At 43.0% G+C, this 17,356-nt stretch carries 14 protein-coding genes and 1 riboswitch; of the genes, 7 read left to right on the forward strand and 7 right to left on the reverse strand.

The window, feature by feature from the left end; translation table 11 throughout:
* The first annotated feature begins 13 nt into the window (after nucleotides 1-13).
* A complete protein-coding gene (locus ACTQ1O_RS02755; RefSeq protein WP_441485994.1) occupies nucleotides 14-3,052 on the forward strand; it encodes a glycoside hydrolase family 2 TIM barrel-domain containing protein in 3,039 nt (1,012 codons plus the stop codon).
* Nucleotides 3,053-3,218: 166 nt separating this feature from the next.
* A complete protein-coding gene (locus tag ACTQ1O_RS02760) occupies nucleotides 3,219-4,616 on the forward strand; it encodes an MFS transporter (protein ID WP_441485995.1) in 1,398 nt (465 codons plus the stop codon).
* A gap of 394 nt (nucleotides 4,617-5,010) precedes the next feature.
* Here the strand turns inward: ACTQ1O_RS02760 and ACTQ1O_RS02765 are convergent, their stop codons facing one another.
* Complete coding sequence (locus ACTQ1O_RS02765; RefSeq protein ID WP_441485996.1) at nucleotides 5,011-6,756, reverse strand: hypothetical protein; 1,746 nt, start codon at nucleotides 6,754-6,756, stop codon at nucleotides 5,011-5,013.
* 98 nt (nucleotides 6,757-6,854) lie between these two features.
* On the opposite strand from ACTQ1O_RS02765, the gene ACTQ1O_RS02770 reads away from it, so the two are divergent.
* From ACTQ1O_RS02770 to ACTQ1O_RS02790, 5 genes are all read left to right on the forward strand, one after another.
* Nucleotides 6,855-7,868 carry a DUF2284 domain-containing protein gene (locus tag ACTQ1O_RS02770; RefSeq protein ID WP_441485997.1) on the forward strand — a complete coding sequence of 338 codons (1,014 nt, stop codon included), beginning with the start codon at nucleotides 6,855-6,857 and terminating at the stop codon, nucleotides 7,866-7,868.
* A 217-nt stretch (nucleotides 7,869-8,085) separates the two neighbouring features.
* Nucleotides 8,086-9,204, forward strand: coding sequence for a M20 metallopeptidase family protein (locus ACTQ1O_RS02775; RefSeq protein WP_441485998.1), 1,119 nt, complete (start codon nucleotides 8,086-8,088; stop codon nucleotides 9,202-9,204).
* Nucleotides 9,205-9,615: 411 nt separating this feature from the next.
* Nucleotides 9,616-9,725: riboswitch (TPP riboswitch) on the forward strand.
* Between the two features lie 217 nt (nucleotides 9,726-9,942).
* Nucleotides 9,943-10,524, forward strand: a complete 582-nt coding sequence (thiW, locus tag ACTQ1O_RS02780; RefSeq protein ID WP_441485999.1) for an energy coupling factor transporter S component ThiW — start codon at nucleotides 9,943-9,945, stop codon at nucleotides 10,522-10,524.
* A 143-nt stretch (nucleotides 10,525-10,667) separates the two neighbouring features.
* The gene (gene thiM / locus ACTQ1O_RS02785) at nucleotides 10,668-11,528 is read left to right on the forward strand and encodes a hydroxyethylthiazole kinase (RefSeq protein ID WP_441486000.1); all 861 of its coding nucleotides are present in this window, start codon (nucleotides 10,668-10,670) and stop codon (nucleotides 11,526-11,528) included.
* Nucleotides 11,503-12,159 carry an HAD family hydrolase gene (locus tag ACTQ1O_RS02790; protein WP_441486001.1) on the forward strand — a complete coding sequence of 219 codons (657 nt, stop codon included), beginning with the start codon at nucleotides 11,503-11,505 and terminating at the stop codon, nucleotides 12,157-12,159. Before thiM ends, ACTQ1O_RS02790 begins: the two co-directional genes overlap by 26 nt.
* Nucleotides 12,160-12,191: 32 nt before the next feature.
* Here ACTQ1O_RS02790 and speB read toward each other — a convergent pair whose 3' ends face one another.
* The 6 genes from speB to ACTQ1O_RS02820 form a co-directional block, all read right to left on the reverse strand.
* The gene (gene speB / locus ACTQ1O_RS02795; protein WP_441486002.1) at nucleotides 12,192-13,157 is read right to left on the reverse strand and encodes an agmatinase; all 966 of its coding nucleotides are present in this window, start codon (nucleotides 13,155-13,157) and stop codon (nucleotides 12,192-12,194) included.
* 86 nt (nucleotides 13,158-13,243) lie between these two features.
* Entirely contained in the window at nucleotides 13,244-13,849 is a 606-nt protein-coding gene (locus ACTQ1O_RS02800; protein ID WP_441486003.1) for an AAA family ATPase, read from the reverse strand.
* A 16-nt stretch (nucleotides 13,850-13,865) separates the two neighbouring features.
* Nucleotides 13,866-15,176, reverse strand: coding sequence for a sigma 54-interacting transcriptional regulator (locus ACTQ1O_RS02805; RefSeq protein WP_441486004.1), 1,311 nt, complete (start codon nucleotides 15,174-15,176; stop codon nucleotides 13,866-13,868).
* Nucleotides 15,173-15,949: an amino acid ABC transporter ATP-binding protein gene (locus tag ACTQ1O_RS02810; RefSeq protein WP_441486005.1), complete on the reverse strand. Its 777-nt coding sequence runs from the start codon at nucleotides 15,947-15,949 to the stop codon at nucleotides 15,173-15,175. The genes ACTQ1O_RS02805 and ACTQ1O_RS02810 overlap by 4 nt, the downstream gene beginning before the upstream one ends.
* Before the next feature lie 12 nt (nucleotides 15,950-15,961).
* The gene (locus ACTQ1O_RS02815) at nucleotides 15,962-16,621 is read right to left on the reverse strand and encodes an amino acid ABC transporter permease (protein ID WP_441486006.1); all 660 of its coding nucleotides are present in this window, start codon (nucleotides 16,619-16,621) and stop codon (nucleotides 15,962-15,964) included.
* A gap of 2 nt (nucleotides 16,622-16,623) precedes the next feature.
* Complete coding sequence (locus tag ACTQ1O_RS02820) at nucleotides 16,624-17,298, reverse strand: amino acid ABC transporter permease (RefSeq protein ID WP_441486007.1); 675 nt, start codon at nucleotides 17,296-17,298, stop codon at nucleotides 16,624-16,626.
* Nucleotides 17,299-17,356 lie beyond the last annotated feature (58 nt).

The raw sequence follows: 17,356 nt of genomic DNA on the forward strand, positions 1-17,356 counted from the left end.
AGGAGAGCTATTTATGATCGTACCACGTTATTATGAAAATCTAAGCGTACTGCACGAAAACACAATGCCAGCCAGAGCCTATTATATTCCGGCATCCAGAAGAATGGATAACTTGGTGGAACACAGAGAAGAGTCAGATCGTATGCAGTTATTGAATGGAACTTGGAAATTCCAGTATTTTAACAGCATCTATGACATTCAGGATTCTTTCTTTGAGAAGAATTATGATACAGAAAATTTTGATGAGATTCAGGTTCCAAGTGTATGGCAGATGGCTGGATATGATACACACCAGTATACAAACATCCGGTATCCATTTCCGTTTGATCCACCATATGTGCCACAGGACATTCCGTGTGGAGCCTATGTACATACTTTTGAGTACAGTAGAGATGAGAAAGCGCCAAAATCTTTTTTGAACTTTGAAGGAGTAGACAGTTGCTTTTACGTATGGATCAATGGCTCTTACATAGGATACAGCCAGGTTTCGCATATGACCAGTGAGTTTGAGGTTACCGATGTACTTCAGGATGGAACGAATACGGTGGCAGTGTTGGTAATGAAGTGGTGTGATGGTTCCTATTTGGAAGATCAGGACAAATTCCGTATGAGTGGTATTTTCCGGGATGTGTACATTTTGAAACGACCAAAACAGGCAATCAGTGATTATCATATTAAAACAAGAATTGAGGATATGCTTGCGAAAGTAGAGATTGAAATGAAATTCTACTCTCCGTTAAATGTAAAAATTTCGATTGAAGATAGAAATGGAGCAGTTGTAGCACGAGGAAGTATTGCTGAAGAAGGAACAGCTGTATTAGAAATCGCAAGTCCGGAACTTTGGAATACAGAAAATCCATATCTATATAAACTGATTCTTGAAACAGAGAATGAAGTAATTGTAGATCACATTGCATTAAGAAAGATAGAGATTAAAGACCAGGTTATTTATTTAAATAGACAGAAGATTAAATTCCGTGGTGTCAATCGACATGATTCCGATCCGGTTACTGGATTTACAATCAATCCGGAACAGATTACAACCGATCTTACGTTAATGAAGCAGCATAATTTTAATGCGATCCGTTCCAGCCACTATCCGAACGCACCATTTTTCTATGAAATGTGTGACAAGTATGGATTCATGGTAATAGATGAAGCAGATATTGAAGCTCATGGTCCATTTATGATCTACAGAAAAGAAGACACCGATTACAATCGGTTCAAACGATGGAATGAGAAGATTGCAGATGATCCGGTATGGGAAGAGGCAATCGTTGATCGCGTAAAACTCATGGTGGAACGTGACAAAAACCGTTTCTGTATTGTTATGTGGTCAATGGGAAATGAGAGTGCTTATGGCTGCAACTTTGAAAAAGCACTGGAATGGACAAAAAAATTTGATCCAGACCGCATCACACAATATGAGAGTGCAAGATATCGTAATTATGATGAAACATATGATTACAGCAATCTGGATGTGTACAGCCGGATGTATCCGGCGCTTTCCGAAATTCAGGAATATCTGGATAAAGATGGAAGCAAACCCTTCCTTTTGGTGGAGTACTGTCGCAGTATGGGAAACGGACCCGGAGATTTTGAAGATTACTTCCAGATGATTCAGGATAATGATAAAATGTGCGGCGGTTTTGTCTGGGAATGGTGTGACCACGCGATTGCTCATGGAACTGCTGAGAATGGAAAGACTATATATGCTTATGGGGGCGACCATGGCGAAGAAATTCATGATGGCAACTTCTGTATAGATGGATTAGTATATCCGGACAGAACGGTACATACAGGGCTTTTGGAATACAAGAATGTTTATCGCCCGGCAAGGGTTATTTCCTATGACAAAGAAAGCGGAGAACTGGTGCTTCATAACTACATGGATTTTGATGACTTGAAAGATTATGTGAAGATCAGTTATGAACTGACGCAGGACGGTCTTGTGATCGGCAAAGGTAAACTGCCAGAAGTTTCAGCAGCACCACACAGTGAAGGAAAAACAAACCTGAAGATCAATGTGCCAGAGAGTGGAAAATGTTATTTAAAATTTATTTACCATCTGAAAAAGAAATTGCCACTGTTGGATGAAGACCATATTCTTGGATTCGATGAAATTGAGGTAAGCAAAGACGGTGCAAAATGTAAACTTGCTGAGAAATGGCTACAAAAAACAGCAGTGGACTCTGAGTTACAGGTAAATGAAAATGATACACAGATTCATATCAAGGGGCGTGAATTTGTTTATACCATAGACAAACGTACTGCACTCTTTACAGAGATGAAATTCGCAGGGCGGGAATACTTGAACCATCCGATGGAATTAAATATTTGGAGAGCTCCAACAGATAACGATATGTACATCAAGTCTGAATGGAAGAAAGCCCACTATGATAAAGCTTATACAAGAGCCTACACGACAGAGGTTGTGCAGGGAAAACATGGTGTGAAAATTACAAGTCATGCATCCGTTGTGGCAGAGACAGTCCAGAAGATTCTTGATGTGACGATCACATGGAAAATAGAAGCTGCTGGAAAGATTGATGCAGATATTGCAGTAACAAAAGACGATGAATTTCCGGACCTGCCAAGATTTGGTGTGAGGATGTTCCTGGATAAAAAACTTTCAGCTGCACGATACTTTGGAATGGGACCACAGGAAAGCTATTGTGACAAACATCAGGCTGCGAGCCACGGCTTGTACCAGGCAAATGTAGACGATTTGCATGAGGATTATATTCGCCCACAGGAAAATGGAAGCCATTATGATTGTGAATATGTAGAGCTTAACAACAGCCGATATGGAATTGTGGTATCCGCAGAAAATGCCTTTTCATTCAATGCTTCTTATTATACACAGGAAGAACTTGAGAAGAAAACACATAATTATGAACTGACAGAATCAGATAGCGTAGTATTTTGCGTTGACTACGCATTAAATGGCATTGGTTCTAATAGTTGTGGTCCGGTTGTATTGGATCAGTACCGATTTGATGATGTATTATTCCGGTTCCAGTTTACGCTGATACCGTATGTAAAGGGATAATAAAGTTTCATGTAACCCGTAAACAAAGAAGGATAGTCTGATTGAGATGTAAAGTCCGGATATACAGAGCAATCAGACAAAAACAGAGAAAAATTAGAATTAGACATCATACGGCTAGACATATTGAGATTCTAAGTGCGATGAAGATGAGGAGCAAAGAAATTCGATGGAAGAAAAAAAGTATTTGAAATGGTATAACAAAATTGGATATGGATCAGGTGATATTGCAGGCAATGTAGTCTATGCGTTCCTGACATCTTTTATGATGGTCTATCTGACGGACTCGGTAGGACTTGCTGCAGGTGTCGTGGGTACCCTGATTGCCATATCAAAAGTATTTGATGGTTTTACGGATATATTTTTTGGATCAATGATTGACAAAACACACAGTAAAATGGGAAAAGCGAAACCCTGGATGCTATACGGATATATTGGCTGTGCCATTACGCTGGTCTGCTGCTTTGCAGTACCAGTCAGCTTTGGAACAACGGCTAAATACGCATGGTTCTTTATTTCTTATACACTGTTAAATTGTGTGTTTTATACAGCAAACAATATTGCTTACTCAGCACTTACGTCACTGATTACAAAGAACAGCAAAGAGCGTGTGCAGATGGGATCTTGCCGTTTTATTTTTGCATTTTCAACAAGTCTTCTGATTCAGGCGATTACAGTTGGATTTGTAGATAAATGTGGTGGAGATGCTGCGGCATGGAGAACGGTTGCTATTATCTATGCAATCATTGGTCTGGTCGTAAATACGATTTCAGCACTTTCTGTTAAGGAACTTCCTGAGGAAGAACTTAACGAAGGAGAAGTAAAGGATGATAATGAAAAGTACGGAATGGTACAGGCATTCAAGCTTCTTGTTAAAAACAAATATTACATGATGATTTGTGGAACATATATTTTACAGCAGTTATATGGTGCCATGATTGGAGCTGGCATTTATTACATGACATGGGTACTGAAAAATAAGAATTTGTTTGGACAATTTGCATGGGCAGTAAATATTCCACTGATCATTGCCCTGATTTTCACACCGACATTAGTTGGTAAGTGGAAAGGTATGTATAAACTGAATTTAAGAGGTTACGTCTTAGCAGTCATCGGTAGAGCACTTGTTGTTGTTGCCGGATATATGGGCAGTGTTCCGCTGATGATGGCATTTACAGCTTTTGCAGCCTTAGGTCAGGGACCATGGCAGGGAGATATGAATGCAGTTATCGCATCTTGCTCTGAATACACTTATCTTACGCAGGGAAAGAGAATTGACGGAACGATGTACTCTTGTACTTCTCTTGGTGTAAAAATCGGTGGAGGTATTGGAACCGCTGTTGTTGGATGGATGCTTGAGTTCAGTGGATATGTCGGAACAAATTCAACTCAGCCGCAGTCTGCACTTGATATGATGCAGTTTATGTATCTTTGGCTTCCGTTAATCTTTGACGTATTGATTATGTTTGTACTTTCAAGAATGAATGTTGAAGATGCAAATAAAAAACTGAAAGCAGAAAAAGGACCGAGGCTGGGATTTCCCAATACCACGGGTGAAATCCTTTGAAAATCGTATCATGATTTTTGAAAACGAGTTATCCGCATATAAATGGGCGCACTGATAGACCTGTCTACAATGTAGGTGACCAATTCAAAAATCACGATTCGCTTATAGCGGCAGAGCCGCCGGTAACTGTTACTATTCCAACAGTGGAACAGGTTTTAATGCTCTTATATTTGGCAGAGTTTCGAAGAACTCTTCCTTGAGAGCTCCTTTCTCTGGTGTTTTGTTGATGTTTGAACAATCACATTTTACCAGAAATCGAGCTCTTTTTTATGCTCACTTATCAGATGAAAGCAAAAAAGTTGAAAAACGAAGTAACTATGCGGCTTTCAACTGCAATCATCGTATAACGGTGAATAATTCAGGTTAATGCTGTGCAAGCCATGAAATATATTAATTACCACTCCGTCTTATGTTCATCCGTTACCTCCAGTGTTTCCGGATGAACAAGGAAAAAATCAAGCAGTTCTGTCTCTCCATCCTCGGGCGTATAGACCTTCTCCAGCACAATTTCCCGGCAGAACCCGCTGTCGGCCCCTTTTTCCCCGTTGTCGTACAGGCGAAGCTCATAGCTATTATCCGTACCCTGTACATCGGATCCAGAACCAATCCGGGCATAGAGGTCCCCTTTAGCGTTCGCACTGTACGAAATGCTCAAATTCTGAAATTCTCCATTCTCTTTCAAATACTCGTAAACCGCCTGCATCGCGTTCTGTGCGGCAAAGCTGTCATCGGAACCAGTCCCGCCGTCATCCCCGGAATCGCTGCTGACCGACGCTGACGCACCCAGGCTGCTGCTTCCTATTTTCTGATCCTGTTCTCCGGGCTCTGCGGAACTTTCGCTCACAGCAGACGCCGTATTCAGATTCTCTCCGACTGCTTCCGGCAGATCATTCCCGGCCTCTGTATCGTAATACATGGCTTCGCTCCACTCTTCCATAAAAATAAAATCAGGGGAACGATAGTATCTGATGCCGCCGTAATCCTTTTCTTCGGCAAGATACACGTATTTGATCCCGGTAAACGGATCCGGAGCCGCATCCGTCAGTACGCGCTCCTGATCCGAAGTTCCCGCCCAGCTTCCAAGAAATACCATAGCTGAGAGAGAAAGAACAAGCACCACCCAGGCAATCCCGCCAATAATCAGCCGTGTTTTATCCGCCCCTCTTTCCGGTGATCCTGCGCGCCTGTGTTTTTTCAACAAAAGATACAGAATCCCGATTCCGAGAATGAGAACAAAGAGACCGGCCAGCCCTCCTGCGAAAAAGGAATACTTCGGCCGCAGCTGCCACCCGGAAGCGGTAAAGCTTTGGACTGTCGGAAAGAAAATGCTGTGTGCCAGCATCATTCCGAAAAATAAATTTAAAAACGGATGAAGCTCCGGCTCGATGGAAATACCGGAAATCACAGCAATCATTTCGTCCTGCGCCCGCTTATTTTCCATAGCTTCCGGTTTTATCCACGATTCTACAGCGGCATTATCCGGGAACTTCCCTGTTTGATCGGAAAATCCGGAATAGCGGATATACCAGTCCCCTGCCGATGCATGAGCCTGCTTTTCTCCCTCTCCCCGGACTGTCCCCTCCGTCTCTCCTTTCTCACTTAGCGTTCCCTCTGTCGCCCCTTCTTTACTTAACACTTCCCCCGCCAGCTTCAGAAGGGTATAGAGTTTCATCTGCTCCACAGAAAGCTTGTCGGTAGGAATCTCTTTCAATGCCTCTCCTGCTCTTTCCGGGCGGTGCATCCGAATATCCAGCTGTGCCATAAAAAGCAGAGACTGTGCTCTCAGCCTTACGTTTCTCCTGCCTCTATGATGATAACAATAAAGGATATAATCATGTCTTTCTTCCGGATCCAGCCTTCGGGAAATGCCGGAAAACAAATGATTCAGGAAAATTAAAACCGAGTAAAACAGGACAACCAACGCCACAACAGTCCAAAGAATACCACCGGCAGTCAATGACCCGATGCGTATCACATGCCATTCGAGAAAGATTACCAGAAACACCCAGGCGACAGGGACAAGAAATGCAGAGAAAAAACGATACAGCACAGCCAGTCTCCTGCCTGACAGATTCCACTTGTAGCTATCCGGTACTCCCTCCCCGATCCGATAAATATTTTCCCTACAGCTTTGTTTCAAATTCTGCGCCTCCTGAAAAACTGGACTTCCGTCCCTGTAATAACTATTATGTTTATAGGAACTAATGCTTTACTGATATTGAGGAGTTTACCAGAAAATTGACCAGAGATGAATTAAAACTTAAAATACTTGCGGCATATTCCGATAAAGAATGGGAGATGCTCCGACAAGATGACTTTCCTGTTCCTGTCAGCGCTTTCAATCGGAAAACATTACTTCGACTTCTGGAAGCCATCCCGGACCCGGATGCCGAAATCCCAGAGGACGCAGTTTCTAAAATGAGCGGGGAGCTGAAGGCCTATCTGACAAAATATATGCCGGATCATCCGGATGCACACCTTCCCATTGTTCTTTCCTGCGTGTCTCTGGCATTCATCTTCTCGGAGCCACTGCACGCAGCCCACCAGACAAAGTGGATCGTGCAGTTCCCGGAGGATAAGGCGGTTTATTACTGTCCCGCCAGAGAGGAGACCGCGGACAGTCTCTGCCGGTACTGCATCTGCCGAAAAATGTCTGAATGGAGTGCGTTAATTGCAGAAAAAACAGCTGCCGCACAGCGGCAGGCAGGGTCTTCCGCTGCCCGAATTCGGGAACTGCTGCTGAAAAACGGTCTTCTGGAAAGCGGAATCCTGCATCCTTCCGATCTTGTTTTTTACCCGGAAGTACGAAAGCTCTGCAAGGAAAACAAATGCGGCAGATATCAGGAAACCTGGGCATGCCCGCCAGCCGTCGGCACCCTTGAGGAATGCCGGAAGCGATGCATGAAGTACGAAGAACTGCAGGTCTTTTCCAAGGCATTTCCGGTAACAGATCCCTTTGATTTTGATACTTTCCAAAACGCCATGCACGAATTTAAGGAATATATTCAGCGTGCGGCAGATCAGATTCTTGTGGAATTTCCGGAAGCCCTGATTCTGTCAAACGAATCCTGTGACAGATGCAAAAGGTGCACCTGGCCGGACAGCCCGTGCCGGTTCCCCGACAAATGCTTTCACTCCATAGAAGGATACGGCTTCCTTGTCAGTGAGCTTGCCCAAAAGGCAGGGATCCGGTATCTGCACGGACCAGGCTCCGTGACTTTTTTCGGCGCGGTATTCTATAACCGGAGCTGAAAGAAATATTCTACCCATAAGGTTATAGGCAGGTGAATCTTAATCCTCATTGGATAAAACCGAAAATCATCCTATAATAATTAATAAAGCCTTTTTCAACATACTTTCTCCTGTAAACAGGAGTACATTTATCTGCTGTTTAGTAGATATAGGTACATTCTTTCTTCGGGAGAATCCGGCTTAAAAGATAATAAAAAACATGATAGGGAAACATAACATGGATGACTTATGGAAAACAATTACAGCTCTTCGACATAAACTGCATAAATATCCGGAATTATCGGGGCAGGAGTTTCAAACGAAAGAATGTCTGAAAAGCTTTATCTGTATGAACACACATCTGAAAATCAGGGATAAAGGAACCTGGTTCTATGCCCTATATGAACCAAAATTAAATAACGGAGTATCACCAATCGCCTTCCGCGCGGATATGGATGCCCTTCCCATATCAGAAACTATTTCCCTGCCCTACGGATCGGCCAAACCCAATATTGCACATAAATGCGGACACGACGGGCATTGTGCTGTATTGGCAGCTGTGGCCGTACTTCTGGAACAGGATGCGGCTGTCCGCCGTCCTGTGTATCTGATTTTCCAGTCTGCGGAAGAAACCGGTCAGGGAGGGAAAACCTGTGCAGATTTCGTAAGCGAGACAGATATCAGTGAAGTATATGCTTTTCATAACCTGAGCGGTTATCCGGAAAATGCCGTGATGGTTCGTGACCGCCTGACGCAATGTGCCTCTAAAGGTCTGCTTGTGCAGTTTACCGGTGAAAGTGCTCATGCCGGAACTCCCGAAAATGGCCGCAACCCGGCTTCTGCACTTGGCTCTATGGCTCTCTATGCGGAAAAAATCAATAAAGAATCCTCTTCGTGCCTCTGCACAGTCGTCAGCATACAGGAAGGCAGCCGGGATTTTGGCATTTCTCCGGGACAAGGTGAAGTTGCTTTTACACTGAGAGCAGAAGCAGATGATGTCCTGGAAAATATGGATCTCACTTTGCGCACACAGGCAGAAAAACTGACAGATCAATATGGGCTGACAGTCTCATTTGAAGAATTTGATCCCTTCCCCGCCACGATCAATCATCCCCGCTGCGCAGAGAAGGTCCGCAGGGCAGCGGGGAAAGCCGGCTACTCCTGCGTAAACATGAAGCAGCCATGGAGACCATCGGAAGATTTCGGATGGTACACGAAAATCCGCCCCGGCGCTATGTTCTACGTCGGAAACGGCACCAACTGGCCTATGCCGCACCAGCCTGCGTATGATTTTAACGATCACATTCTGCCGACAGCCGCAACTGTTTTTCTGAAACTGGCTGAAAGCGAAATGTGAAAATAGTATCTGTACGATCTTAATTTTACCGGATGCAGAGGGTGCATGCTTTGTAAGCGAAAAGGCGTGGAAAGATGCCACTGTTACTGGAAAGACGACCTGTCACCGGTTATTGATAAAATTTTTCATGCAGATGTACTGTTGATCGGAACAGCTATCTATCTGGGCAGACCGACAAGCCGTTACTTTGAGCTGTTGGAGCGGCTTCGATGAGGCCAAAAAGGAATCATCGCATGAAAAGAATTTCCCTGTGGACCTGAAAAATGCATATCAGATTGGACAGAAACTCAGTTCAGAAACAGTGGATTGACATTTGGTGGTCAGAAACAATAGATTGACATTTGGTGTGCACTTTCCGAATGGATTGTGTTATAATAGCACCGTTAAAGCAGAACGCTTTAGAAAATCAAAAGAAACAGACTGGGGAGCCCGATGCATCGGGCTGAGAGGACAGATTTCAGCTGTCGACCCATTAACCTGATTTGGATAATGCCAACGTAGGGAGCATCGCTGTGATTATGCGTATTTATGCAGACTGTCGTTTGGCAGTCTGTTTTTTTACGCGAACAGTGAGCCGCAGTCGAATGCGAAGTATTCGTGTGCGGCGAGCATCGCGATAGCAAGATAAAACTCGCACAGCGTGTTTTATCTCGTTTCGCGTCCGGACCGGTGATCATAGTGACTATCAGCCGGCGCGCCATCAATTTCTTTAAATCTTAAAAAGGAAGGGATATGATCATGAAAAACAAATGGAACACAACCAAGGTTTCTGCAAAGAATGCAGCTTCTGCTGCTGCCCCGCTTCCGGAAGGGTCACGGGCAGGAAAGCTGTCTCTGAAGAAAATGGTATTTACCGCGATGCTTGCATGTCTCGGATTTGTGCTGAATACCTTTGTATGGTTTCCGCACATGGCTCCGTTTCAGCACTTCTGCAACGTTATGGGGGCGGTTTTTCTGGGCCCGTGGTATAATTTCATCGCAGCTCTTCTGACGGGCTGCATGCGGGTGGCTCTGGTCGGCTGTGATTTTCAGGCTGTGATCGGCGCGATTTTTGGTGCTCTGCTTTCCGGTATTCTTTATAGAAAAACACATAAGCTCTGGGCAGCATGGGTCGGAGAAGTCATCGGAACCGGCTTCATCAGCGCGGTACTGGCAAGCGTGATTTTCAACCTGGCACTTCACATTAAATACGCGATTTTCTATCTGATCCCCTACTACGGCCCGGCATCTGCGATGGGGGCAACCCTCGCGATTGCGGTTCTCCTGGTGCTGAAGCGATCCAAGGCGCTGCCGAAGATGCAGGCGCAGCTGAACAAATGAAAAGATTTTGCGCGGAGGACATATCCCCTGCAGTCCGTGCATTCATAGATGAAGGCTTACAAGGCGAAGGGGCGCGGATCTTTCCGCGGCCGGGAAGTCCACTGAAAAATATTTGAAGTACTATATGGAAGGAATCGTAACAGATGAAGTATGGAGAATCTCTTCGAAAAGTGCAGGAAACGAAGCCTGCGGTGCAGTGTATCACCAATTTTGTCACGGTCAATGACTGCGCGAATATCATTCTTGCGGCAGGAGGAACACCGGCGATGACGATGGATGTCCGCGAGGTCCGCGAGGGAGTGGAGGGAATGAATGCCCTTGTCTGCAATCTCGGAGCGATTGAATCGGTAGACAGCATGATCATTGCCGGACAGCATGCGAATGAGCTGGGAATCCCGGTTGTTCTGGATCCGGTCGCTGCCGGCAGCACAACGCTGCGGCGGTACAGCATCCGGGAGCTTCTGGAGACAGTCCATTTTACCGCAATCCGGGGGAATGCCTCTGAGATCCGTGCGATTGAGACGGGAGGCCTTGAGGCGAAAACCGGGAGGGGCGTGGATGTCAGCGCGGAGGATGAGATTACCGCGGATAATCTCGAGAAGAGTATTGTGATGGCGGAAAAACTGGCTCTGCGGATCCGAAGCGTCATAGCCGTATCCGGAGAGACAGATATCGTGACTGACGGAGAACAGACAGTGATTCTCCATAATGGGTGCGCAACGATGGCACGGATTACCGGAAGCGGATGCATGCTTACTTCGCTGATCGGAGCGTTCTGCGGTGCCGACAGAGAGAATTCCTTCCGCGCTGTCGTGAGTGCAATGACGGTGATGGGCCTTGCGGGAGAGATCGCGGAACAGAAGCGTCTGGAGAAGGAAACCGGAAACGCCACCTTCCGTACAGATCTGATCGATGCCGTCTTCAACATGACTCCGGAGAAGGTGGATCAGGGCATCCGGTGTCAGGAGGAACAGAGAAATGCGGAAAAAGTACGCGATTTTTGATGTGGACGGCACGCTGGCGGATTCGATGCGGTACTGGGATCATCTCGCGGAGGATTATCTCGGCGGTCTGGGCATTCATGCATCCGGGGAGGAGCTTGCACCGATTGAAACGATGACGATGTCGGAGAGCTCAGCGTATTTCATTCACAGATACAGTCTTTCGAAAACGCCCGGAGAAGTGATGGAGGAAATGTTTTCTCTGATCCGAAAGCATTATGAGGAGGATATTCCGCTGAAGGAGGGAGCCGCCGCTTATCTCCGAAGCCTCCGGGAACGGGGTGTGCGCATGTGCGTCGCAACGGCAAATGACACCGCGCTTTCCAGGGCGTGTTTCCGGCGGAACGGAATTCTGGAATATTTTGACTTTTTTGTGAGCTGTGAGGAAATCGGCAGAGGAAAGCGGGATCCGGACATCTATGATTTCTGCAGGGAGAAAATGGCCGATGAGGCAGGCACCTCTCTCCTGCCGTCTGATATTGCGGTGTTTGAGGATGCTGCCTATTGTCTGGAAACCGCTTCAAATGCCGGGTATTATACCGTTGCGTTGTTCGAGCGCAGCTATGAAAGGGACTGGGACAGAATCCGGAGAATTGCCGATGAATCCTATGTGAGCTGGAAGGAAGCGGCATAGTATATTTTATTGACAATATTTTGGATTATGTTTTATTTTGTTGGTGTTCTGCCGGTTGCTCTTTTTCGATATGCAACATGTGACATAAATTCTACAATAATATTAGCTGCGGCAAGTGCAGTAATCTGGCCTGAATCGTATTGAGGAGCGACTTCAACTACATCATAACCGACAATATTTAGATGTTTTAATCCGCGGATAATTTCGAGAGCTTCTGCGGTAGTAAATCCGCCAATCTCAGGAGTACCAGTGCCTGGTGCATATGACGGATCAAGATAATCAATGTCAAAGGAAAGAAAGGCCGGGGTATTACCTACACGCTGAATAATTCTTTGTACAATTTCTTCCGTTCCGATTTTATGGCATTCGACAGCACGAATAACTTCAAAACCGAGGTTGGGACTCATTTTGATGTCACTCTTGGTATATAATCCTCCTCGTAAACCAATCTGAATAGATTTAGACGGCTCAATAATTTTTTCATTTGCCGCTATACGAAATGGGGTTCCATGATTATAAGGTTTTCCAAAATACTCTTTCCATGTGTCATAATGTGAATCGAAATGAATCAATGCGAGCTCTTGATGGGCACTGTGGCAGGCGCGCAGTTCCGGCAATGTTACCAAATGATCTCCACCCATGGATATCGGTACGATTCCTGATTGAAAAAGCGGTTCCAGGTCGTCTTGAATGGTCTGTAGTGAATCTTCTATATATCCGGGAATAGTTTTAACATCTCCAAAATCAATGCCATTGCAGTATTCGAAAATGTCTATGTCTAGTTCTGGATTATATGGTTTCGTAAGAGAAGAAATATCTCGTATTGCGGATGGACCGAATCTAGTGCCGACACGATAGGACGCAGCTGTATCAAATGGAATGCCAGTAATTGCAAAATCAATGTCTTTTGTGGCTTTTGAGTATGGAAGTCGCATAAATGTTTTTATCCCCGAAAATCTGGGAGAGTCTTGTGAATCTACTGGTTTATAATTCATCATATACCTCCTTGCATCTGTAGTTTGTCTTCACTTGTCACTTACACAGACGGTATATAAATAATTGAATAACTACGGACAGATTGTGTTTAATCATGAAAATGCTTGACAATCACATCATAAAGCAGTGTTGCAGATCCTTTGATGCCGAATTCGTGTACGTCAATCATTAATTGTTTATAGTCACGATCTCCTCTGTTTTTTCCGGTTACATATTTATAATAGTTATGTCTCTGACGATCAACACGAGTAATGAGTTTTTTCGCAGACACTTCATCCAGATTATAATTTCTCATGACATGGAGTACTCTTTGTTCAAAAGGTGCATATAGAAGAATATTTAATCTGTTTGGATACTCTCTTAAGATATAATCGGAACATCGCCCGAAGAAGATGCAGGACGACCCTTTATTTGCAAGTTCGCGGATTATGTCAGCCTGTGCTTTAATCGCTTCATCCGAGTAAAAACTGGTAGAAGAACCATAACCAAAACGTTGGAGTAAATTCTTACGACTTTTATCTACGATTGCATCGCTGTCCAGAAAGCTGTCCTGGTTGATACCCGCTCGTCTTGCTGTTAGGTCAATGAGATCTTTGTCATAGATCTCAACATTTAACATGGATGCTAACTGTCTGCTTACCTCTCGCGCATTACATCCGAATTCTCTACTAATATTTATGATAAAGTGTTTCATATGACAGCATTCTCCTTTAATGTTCATTGCATGCATCTATGTATTTTTGTCTTTTTCTCGAAGCGGAAGTCTGGCTGATTTTTAGATATTTACTGACAGCGACAGTTGTTCCAAATTTTTCAAAAGCATTTCGGATGATATGACCTTCATATAGATCCATCATATCTCTAAGAGAATTTTCAGAGGTAAAAAATGCATATGACCGATTTGAAAATTCTTTCGGTAGCTGGTACGCATCCACCCGTTCGTGTTCTGCCGTTAATACAAGTCGTTCTATTGTGCTTTTGATTTCATTTATATTTCCCGGCCAATGATAATTAAGAAGAGCTTCGAAGGCTCGCGGTGACAAGGAAATATTTCTGTCATAAAGATTGTTGAAATGCTTCAGATAGAAAGTAAGAAATAAAGACAGATCTTGTCGGCGTTCTCTAATAGGTGGTATTTTTATCTGATAGCTTCTAAAATAATTATAAAAGTCACTTGTAATTTTTCCTTGATTTAATAACTCATCTAAAGAATATTTTGATGTTAAAATAATCGCCTTTTTGTCATTTTTTATGAATGTTAACAGCTTCTGCTGAAGAAGTAAGGGGAGACCTTCGACATTTTCAAAGATAACTGTTGATAGGTTATCTGATGCAAAAAAACCATTATCTCCGAAAAATTCTTCTTCCATTATAGATTCAGCCATCAGAGTACAATTGTATTCAAATAAAGGCTTATTTTTTCCATAGACGTTTCTGATAAGGTATTTCTTTCCACTTCCTCTTTCTCCACAAATAAATACTGGAAGATTTCTTGAAGAAAAAATAGATATTATTCGAATGCAGTCCTGAATCAATTGACTTTTGCTCACAATATTGGAATCCTGCTGATTTTTTTGAATTAGTTTGGTGAGTTGAATTTCTAACTGTGCGTTTTCTTTCCGGAGTGTGTTGTACTTTTCTTTCAATTCATCATGAGTGCCAATTTCCCATGTGGAATTTACCAGAATCATTTCAAGTTCATGATTGTCATTAAATACTGGCACACCTGTAACTAGGATTGTTTCTCCGCTTTTTGTTTGTTGGGTCGTGACTATTTTTCTTCCGGATTCATATACCATCTGAGTAACGCAGGGTTTGAAATAATCGCATATATCTGGATTGTCGGCCCTCTTTCCCAAAAATTCATCAGCATCAATGGAAAACATTCTCATACAGGATTCACTTAGATAGACAAAAATACCGTTTCCATCGGCTATGGAAATACCAGGCAGAATTTTTTCTAATATTTTTCCTAGAAATTGATAATCTATGTTGGAATTCATAAGCACTCTATTAATCAAACGTTTAATATCTTAGAGAAAAATTGTTTAGCGCGTTCTGTTCTTGGATGTTTGAACACTTCTTGTGGAGAACCGTCTTCTATGATGTAACCTCCATCCATAAAACACACTCTGTTGGCAGCTTTTGCAACAAATCCCATTTCATGAGTTACAACAATCATTGTCATTCCGTCATCTGCTAATTCTTTGATTACATTAAGTACTTCATTTACGAATTCTGGATCCAATGCAGAGGTAGGTTCATCAAATAAGATTACTTTCGGATCCATCGCAAGAGTTCTAGCAATAGCGACTCTTTGTTGTTGCCCTCCGGATAATTGAAGTGGGTAGGCATTTTTTTTCTCAAGCATTCCAACTTTTTTTAGTAAGTCTTCCGCTCGTTGGATCGATGCCCTTTTATCCGCCTTCTTAACCTGGATTGGTCCTTCAATTACATTTTCGAGAACTGTTTTATGAGGCCAGAGATTAAATTGCTGAAAGACCATACCAACATTTTTGCGTATTTCTCTAGCGTTTTTTTCATTGGCTTTTTCTACGTTGGCTCCAGAAGAAATACCATAGAGGGTGTTTCCCAGTATTGTAATTTCACCTCCTGTAGGTTTTTCCAAGTAATTTAAGCATCTGAGAAAAGTGCTTTTTCCGGATCCGCTTGGTCCGATTATACAGATTACTTCTCCTGTATGAACATCAATATCTATTTTTCTGAGTACGCTTAGTTCGCCATAGTATTTTGAAAGATTTTTTACTGAAATAACTGTATCCCTAGTTGTCATTTTGACTCCTTGTTAATTTTTCACAACTCGACTCTGCCTTTCAATTTTTCCAGTTATGTTTTCAATTGCGATATTGAGGATCCAATAAAGCAACCCGGCCAGAATATAGACAAAAAGTGATGAAAATGTAATTCCGATGGCCTCTTTTGTCTCCATTGTCATTTCTGCAACAGTGATAACTGAAAGAATAGAAGAATCTTTAACTGTCTGCATAAACATCCCCGTAAGAGAAGGCATTATTACACTTACGGTCTGAGGAAGTAGTATCCTTGTCATACATTGAAATTTATTCATCCCGATAGCAACAGCTGCTTCTTCCTGACCTTTGGGAAGCGCCCGGATACCGCTTTCGAATATTACCGCATTATATGCAGCATAATAGGCGCCTAGAATCAGCACACCAACGTAAAAAGCAGATATATGAATCCCAAGCGCGGGTAACCCATAATATGCCAGATAAACTTGCACCATGAATGGAGTGCATCGAAAAATTTTAATATATATTCTTCCTATAAGCTCAATGATCTTGTTTTTGGACAAGCACATAAGATTGATGAAAAATCCGGCAACTAAAGAGATGAGGATACCAAGGACAGAAATCTCAATAGTAACAATGAGTCCCTTCAGCAAGAGCGGCAGAGTTATACTTGCAATGTGCAAAAAATTCATCATATCTATGCCTCCTGTCCTCTCATAATTCTCCTCTTTTGCAATTTAATTAATTCTTCTAGTAATGCACAGACAATAAAATAGAGCACAGCAATTGCAATGTAGAAAGGAAGCGTCTGGTATGTTTGTCCTACAAGACGCTGAGCGGTTCGGGTTAGTTCTACCACCGCCAAAACGGATAACATAGGAGATACCTTGATGACGTTGATAAATTCACTTGTCAGCTGAGGAAGGACTATTTTGAAAACCTGTGGAAGAATGATTCTTGTCCAGATCTTTCTTTTTGACATACCAAGCGAATACCCTGCTTCAATCTGGCCTTTAGGAATTGCTGAAATGCCACCTCGTATGATTTCTGCCATAAATCCTCCGCTATTTAAGCTTAACGCGATGACCCCTGAAACAAATCCAGAAAGGTTTAATCCCCATACGGAAAGTACTTGAAAGATCAGGTATATTTGTATCAATACCGGGGTTCCCCGTACAAAACTGATATATATAGTTATTATTTTTTTTATTATCTTTCCAACCAAAGAACTTCCAACGGAAACTCTAACAATTGAAAGAAAAATGCCGATACATAATGCGATCATAATTGCGTAAACTGAAACAAGAATTGTATATCTTAGCCCCTTCAATAATAACGGCATATAGTGAAAAACCAATTGTATAGATCCCAATATGCGACTCTCCTCTTATTTATTGTTACAGCTATTACGTTTTCTAAAATATATTTAT

Source organism: Bilifractor sp. LCP21S3_A7, assembly GCF_052118825.1.
Classification (GTDB): domain Bacteria; phylum Bacillota; class Clostridia; order Lachnospirales; family Lachnospiraceae; genus Bilifractor.

Bases quoted from the DNA above. Each gene is read 5' to 3' on its own strand.
- ACTQ1O_RS02755 (WP_441485994.1), top strand. From the start codon at position 14: ATGATCGTACCACGTTATTATGAAAATCTAAGCGTACTGCACGAAAAC.
- ACTQ1O_RS02760 (WP_441485995.1), top strand. From the start codon at position 3,219: ATGGAAGAAAAAAAGTATTTGAAATGGTATAACAAAATTGGATATGGA.
- ACTQ1O_RS02775 (WP_441485998.1), top strand. From the start codon at position 8,086: ATGGATGACTTATGGAAAACAATTACAGCTCTTCGACATAAACTGCAT.
- thiW (WP_441485999.1), top strand. From the start codon at position 9,943: ATGAAAAACAAATGGAACACAACCAAGGTTTCTGCAAAGAATGCAGCT.
- thiM (WP_441486000.1), top strand. From the start codon at position 10,668: ATGAAGTATGGAGAATCTCTTCGAAAAGTGCAGGAAACGAAGCCTGCG.
- ACTQ1O_RS02790 (WP_441486001.1), top strand. From the start codon at position 11,503: ATGCGGAAAAAGTACGCGATTTTTGATGTGGACGGCACGCTGGCGGAT.
- speB (WP_441486002.1), bottom strand. From the start codon at position 13,157: ATGATGAATTATAAACCAGTAGATTCACAAGACTCTCCCAGATTTTCG.
- ACTQ1O_RS02800 (WP_441486003.1), bottom strand. From the start codon at position 13,849: ATGAAACACTTTATCATAAATATTAGTAGAGAATTCGGATGTAATGCG.
- ACTQ1O_RS02810 (WP_441486005.1), bottom strand. From the start codon at position 15,949: ATGACAACTAGGGATACAGTTATTTCAGTAAAAAATCTTTCAAAATAC.
- ACTQ1O_RS02815 (WP_441486006.1), bottom strand. From the start codon at position 16,621: ATGATGAATTTTTTGCACATTGCAAGTATAACTCTGCCGCTCTTGCTG.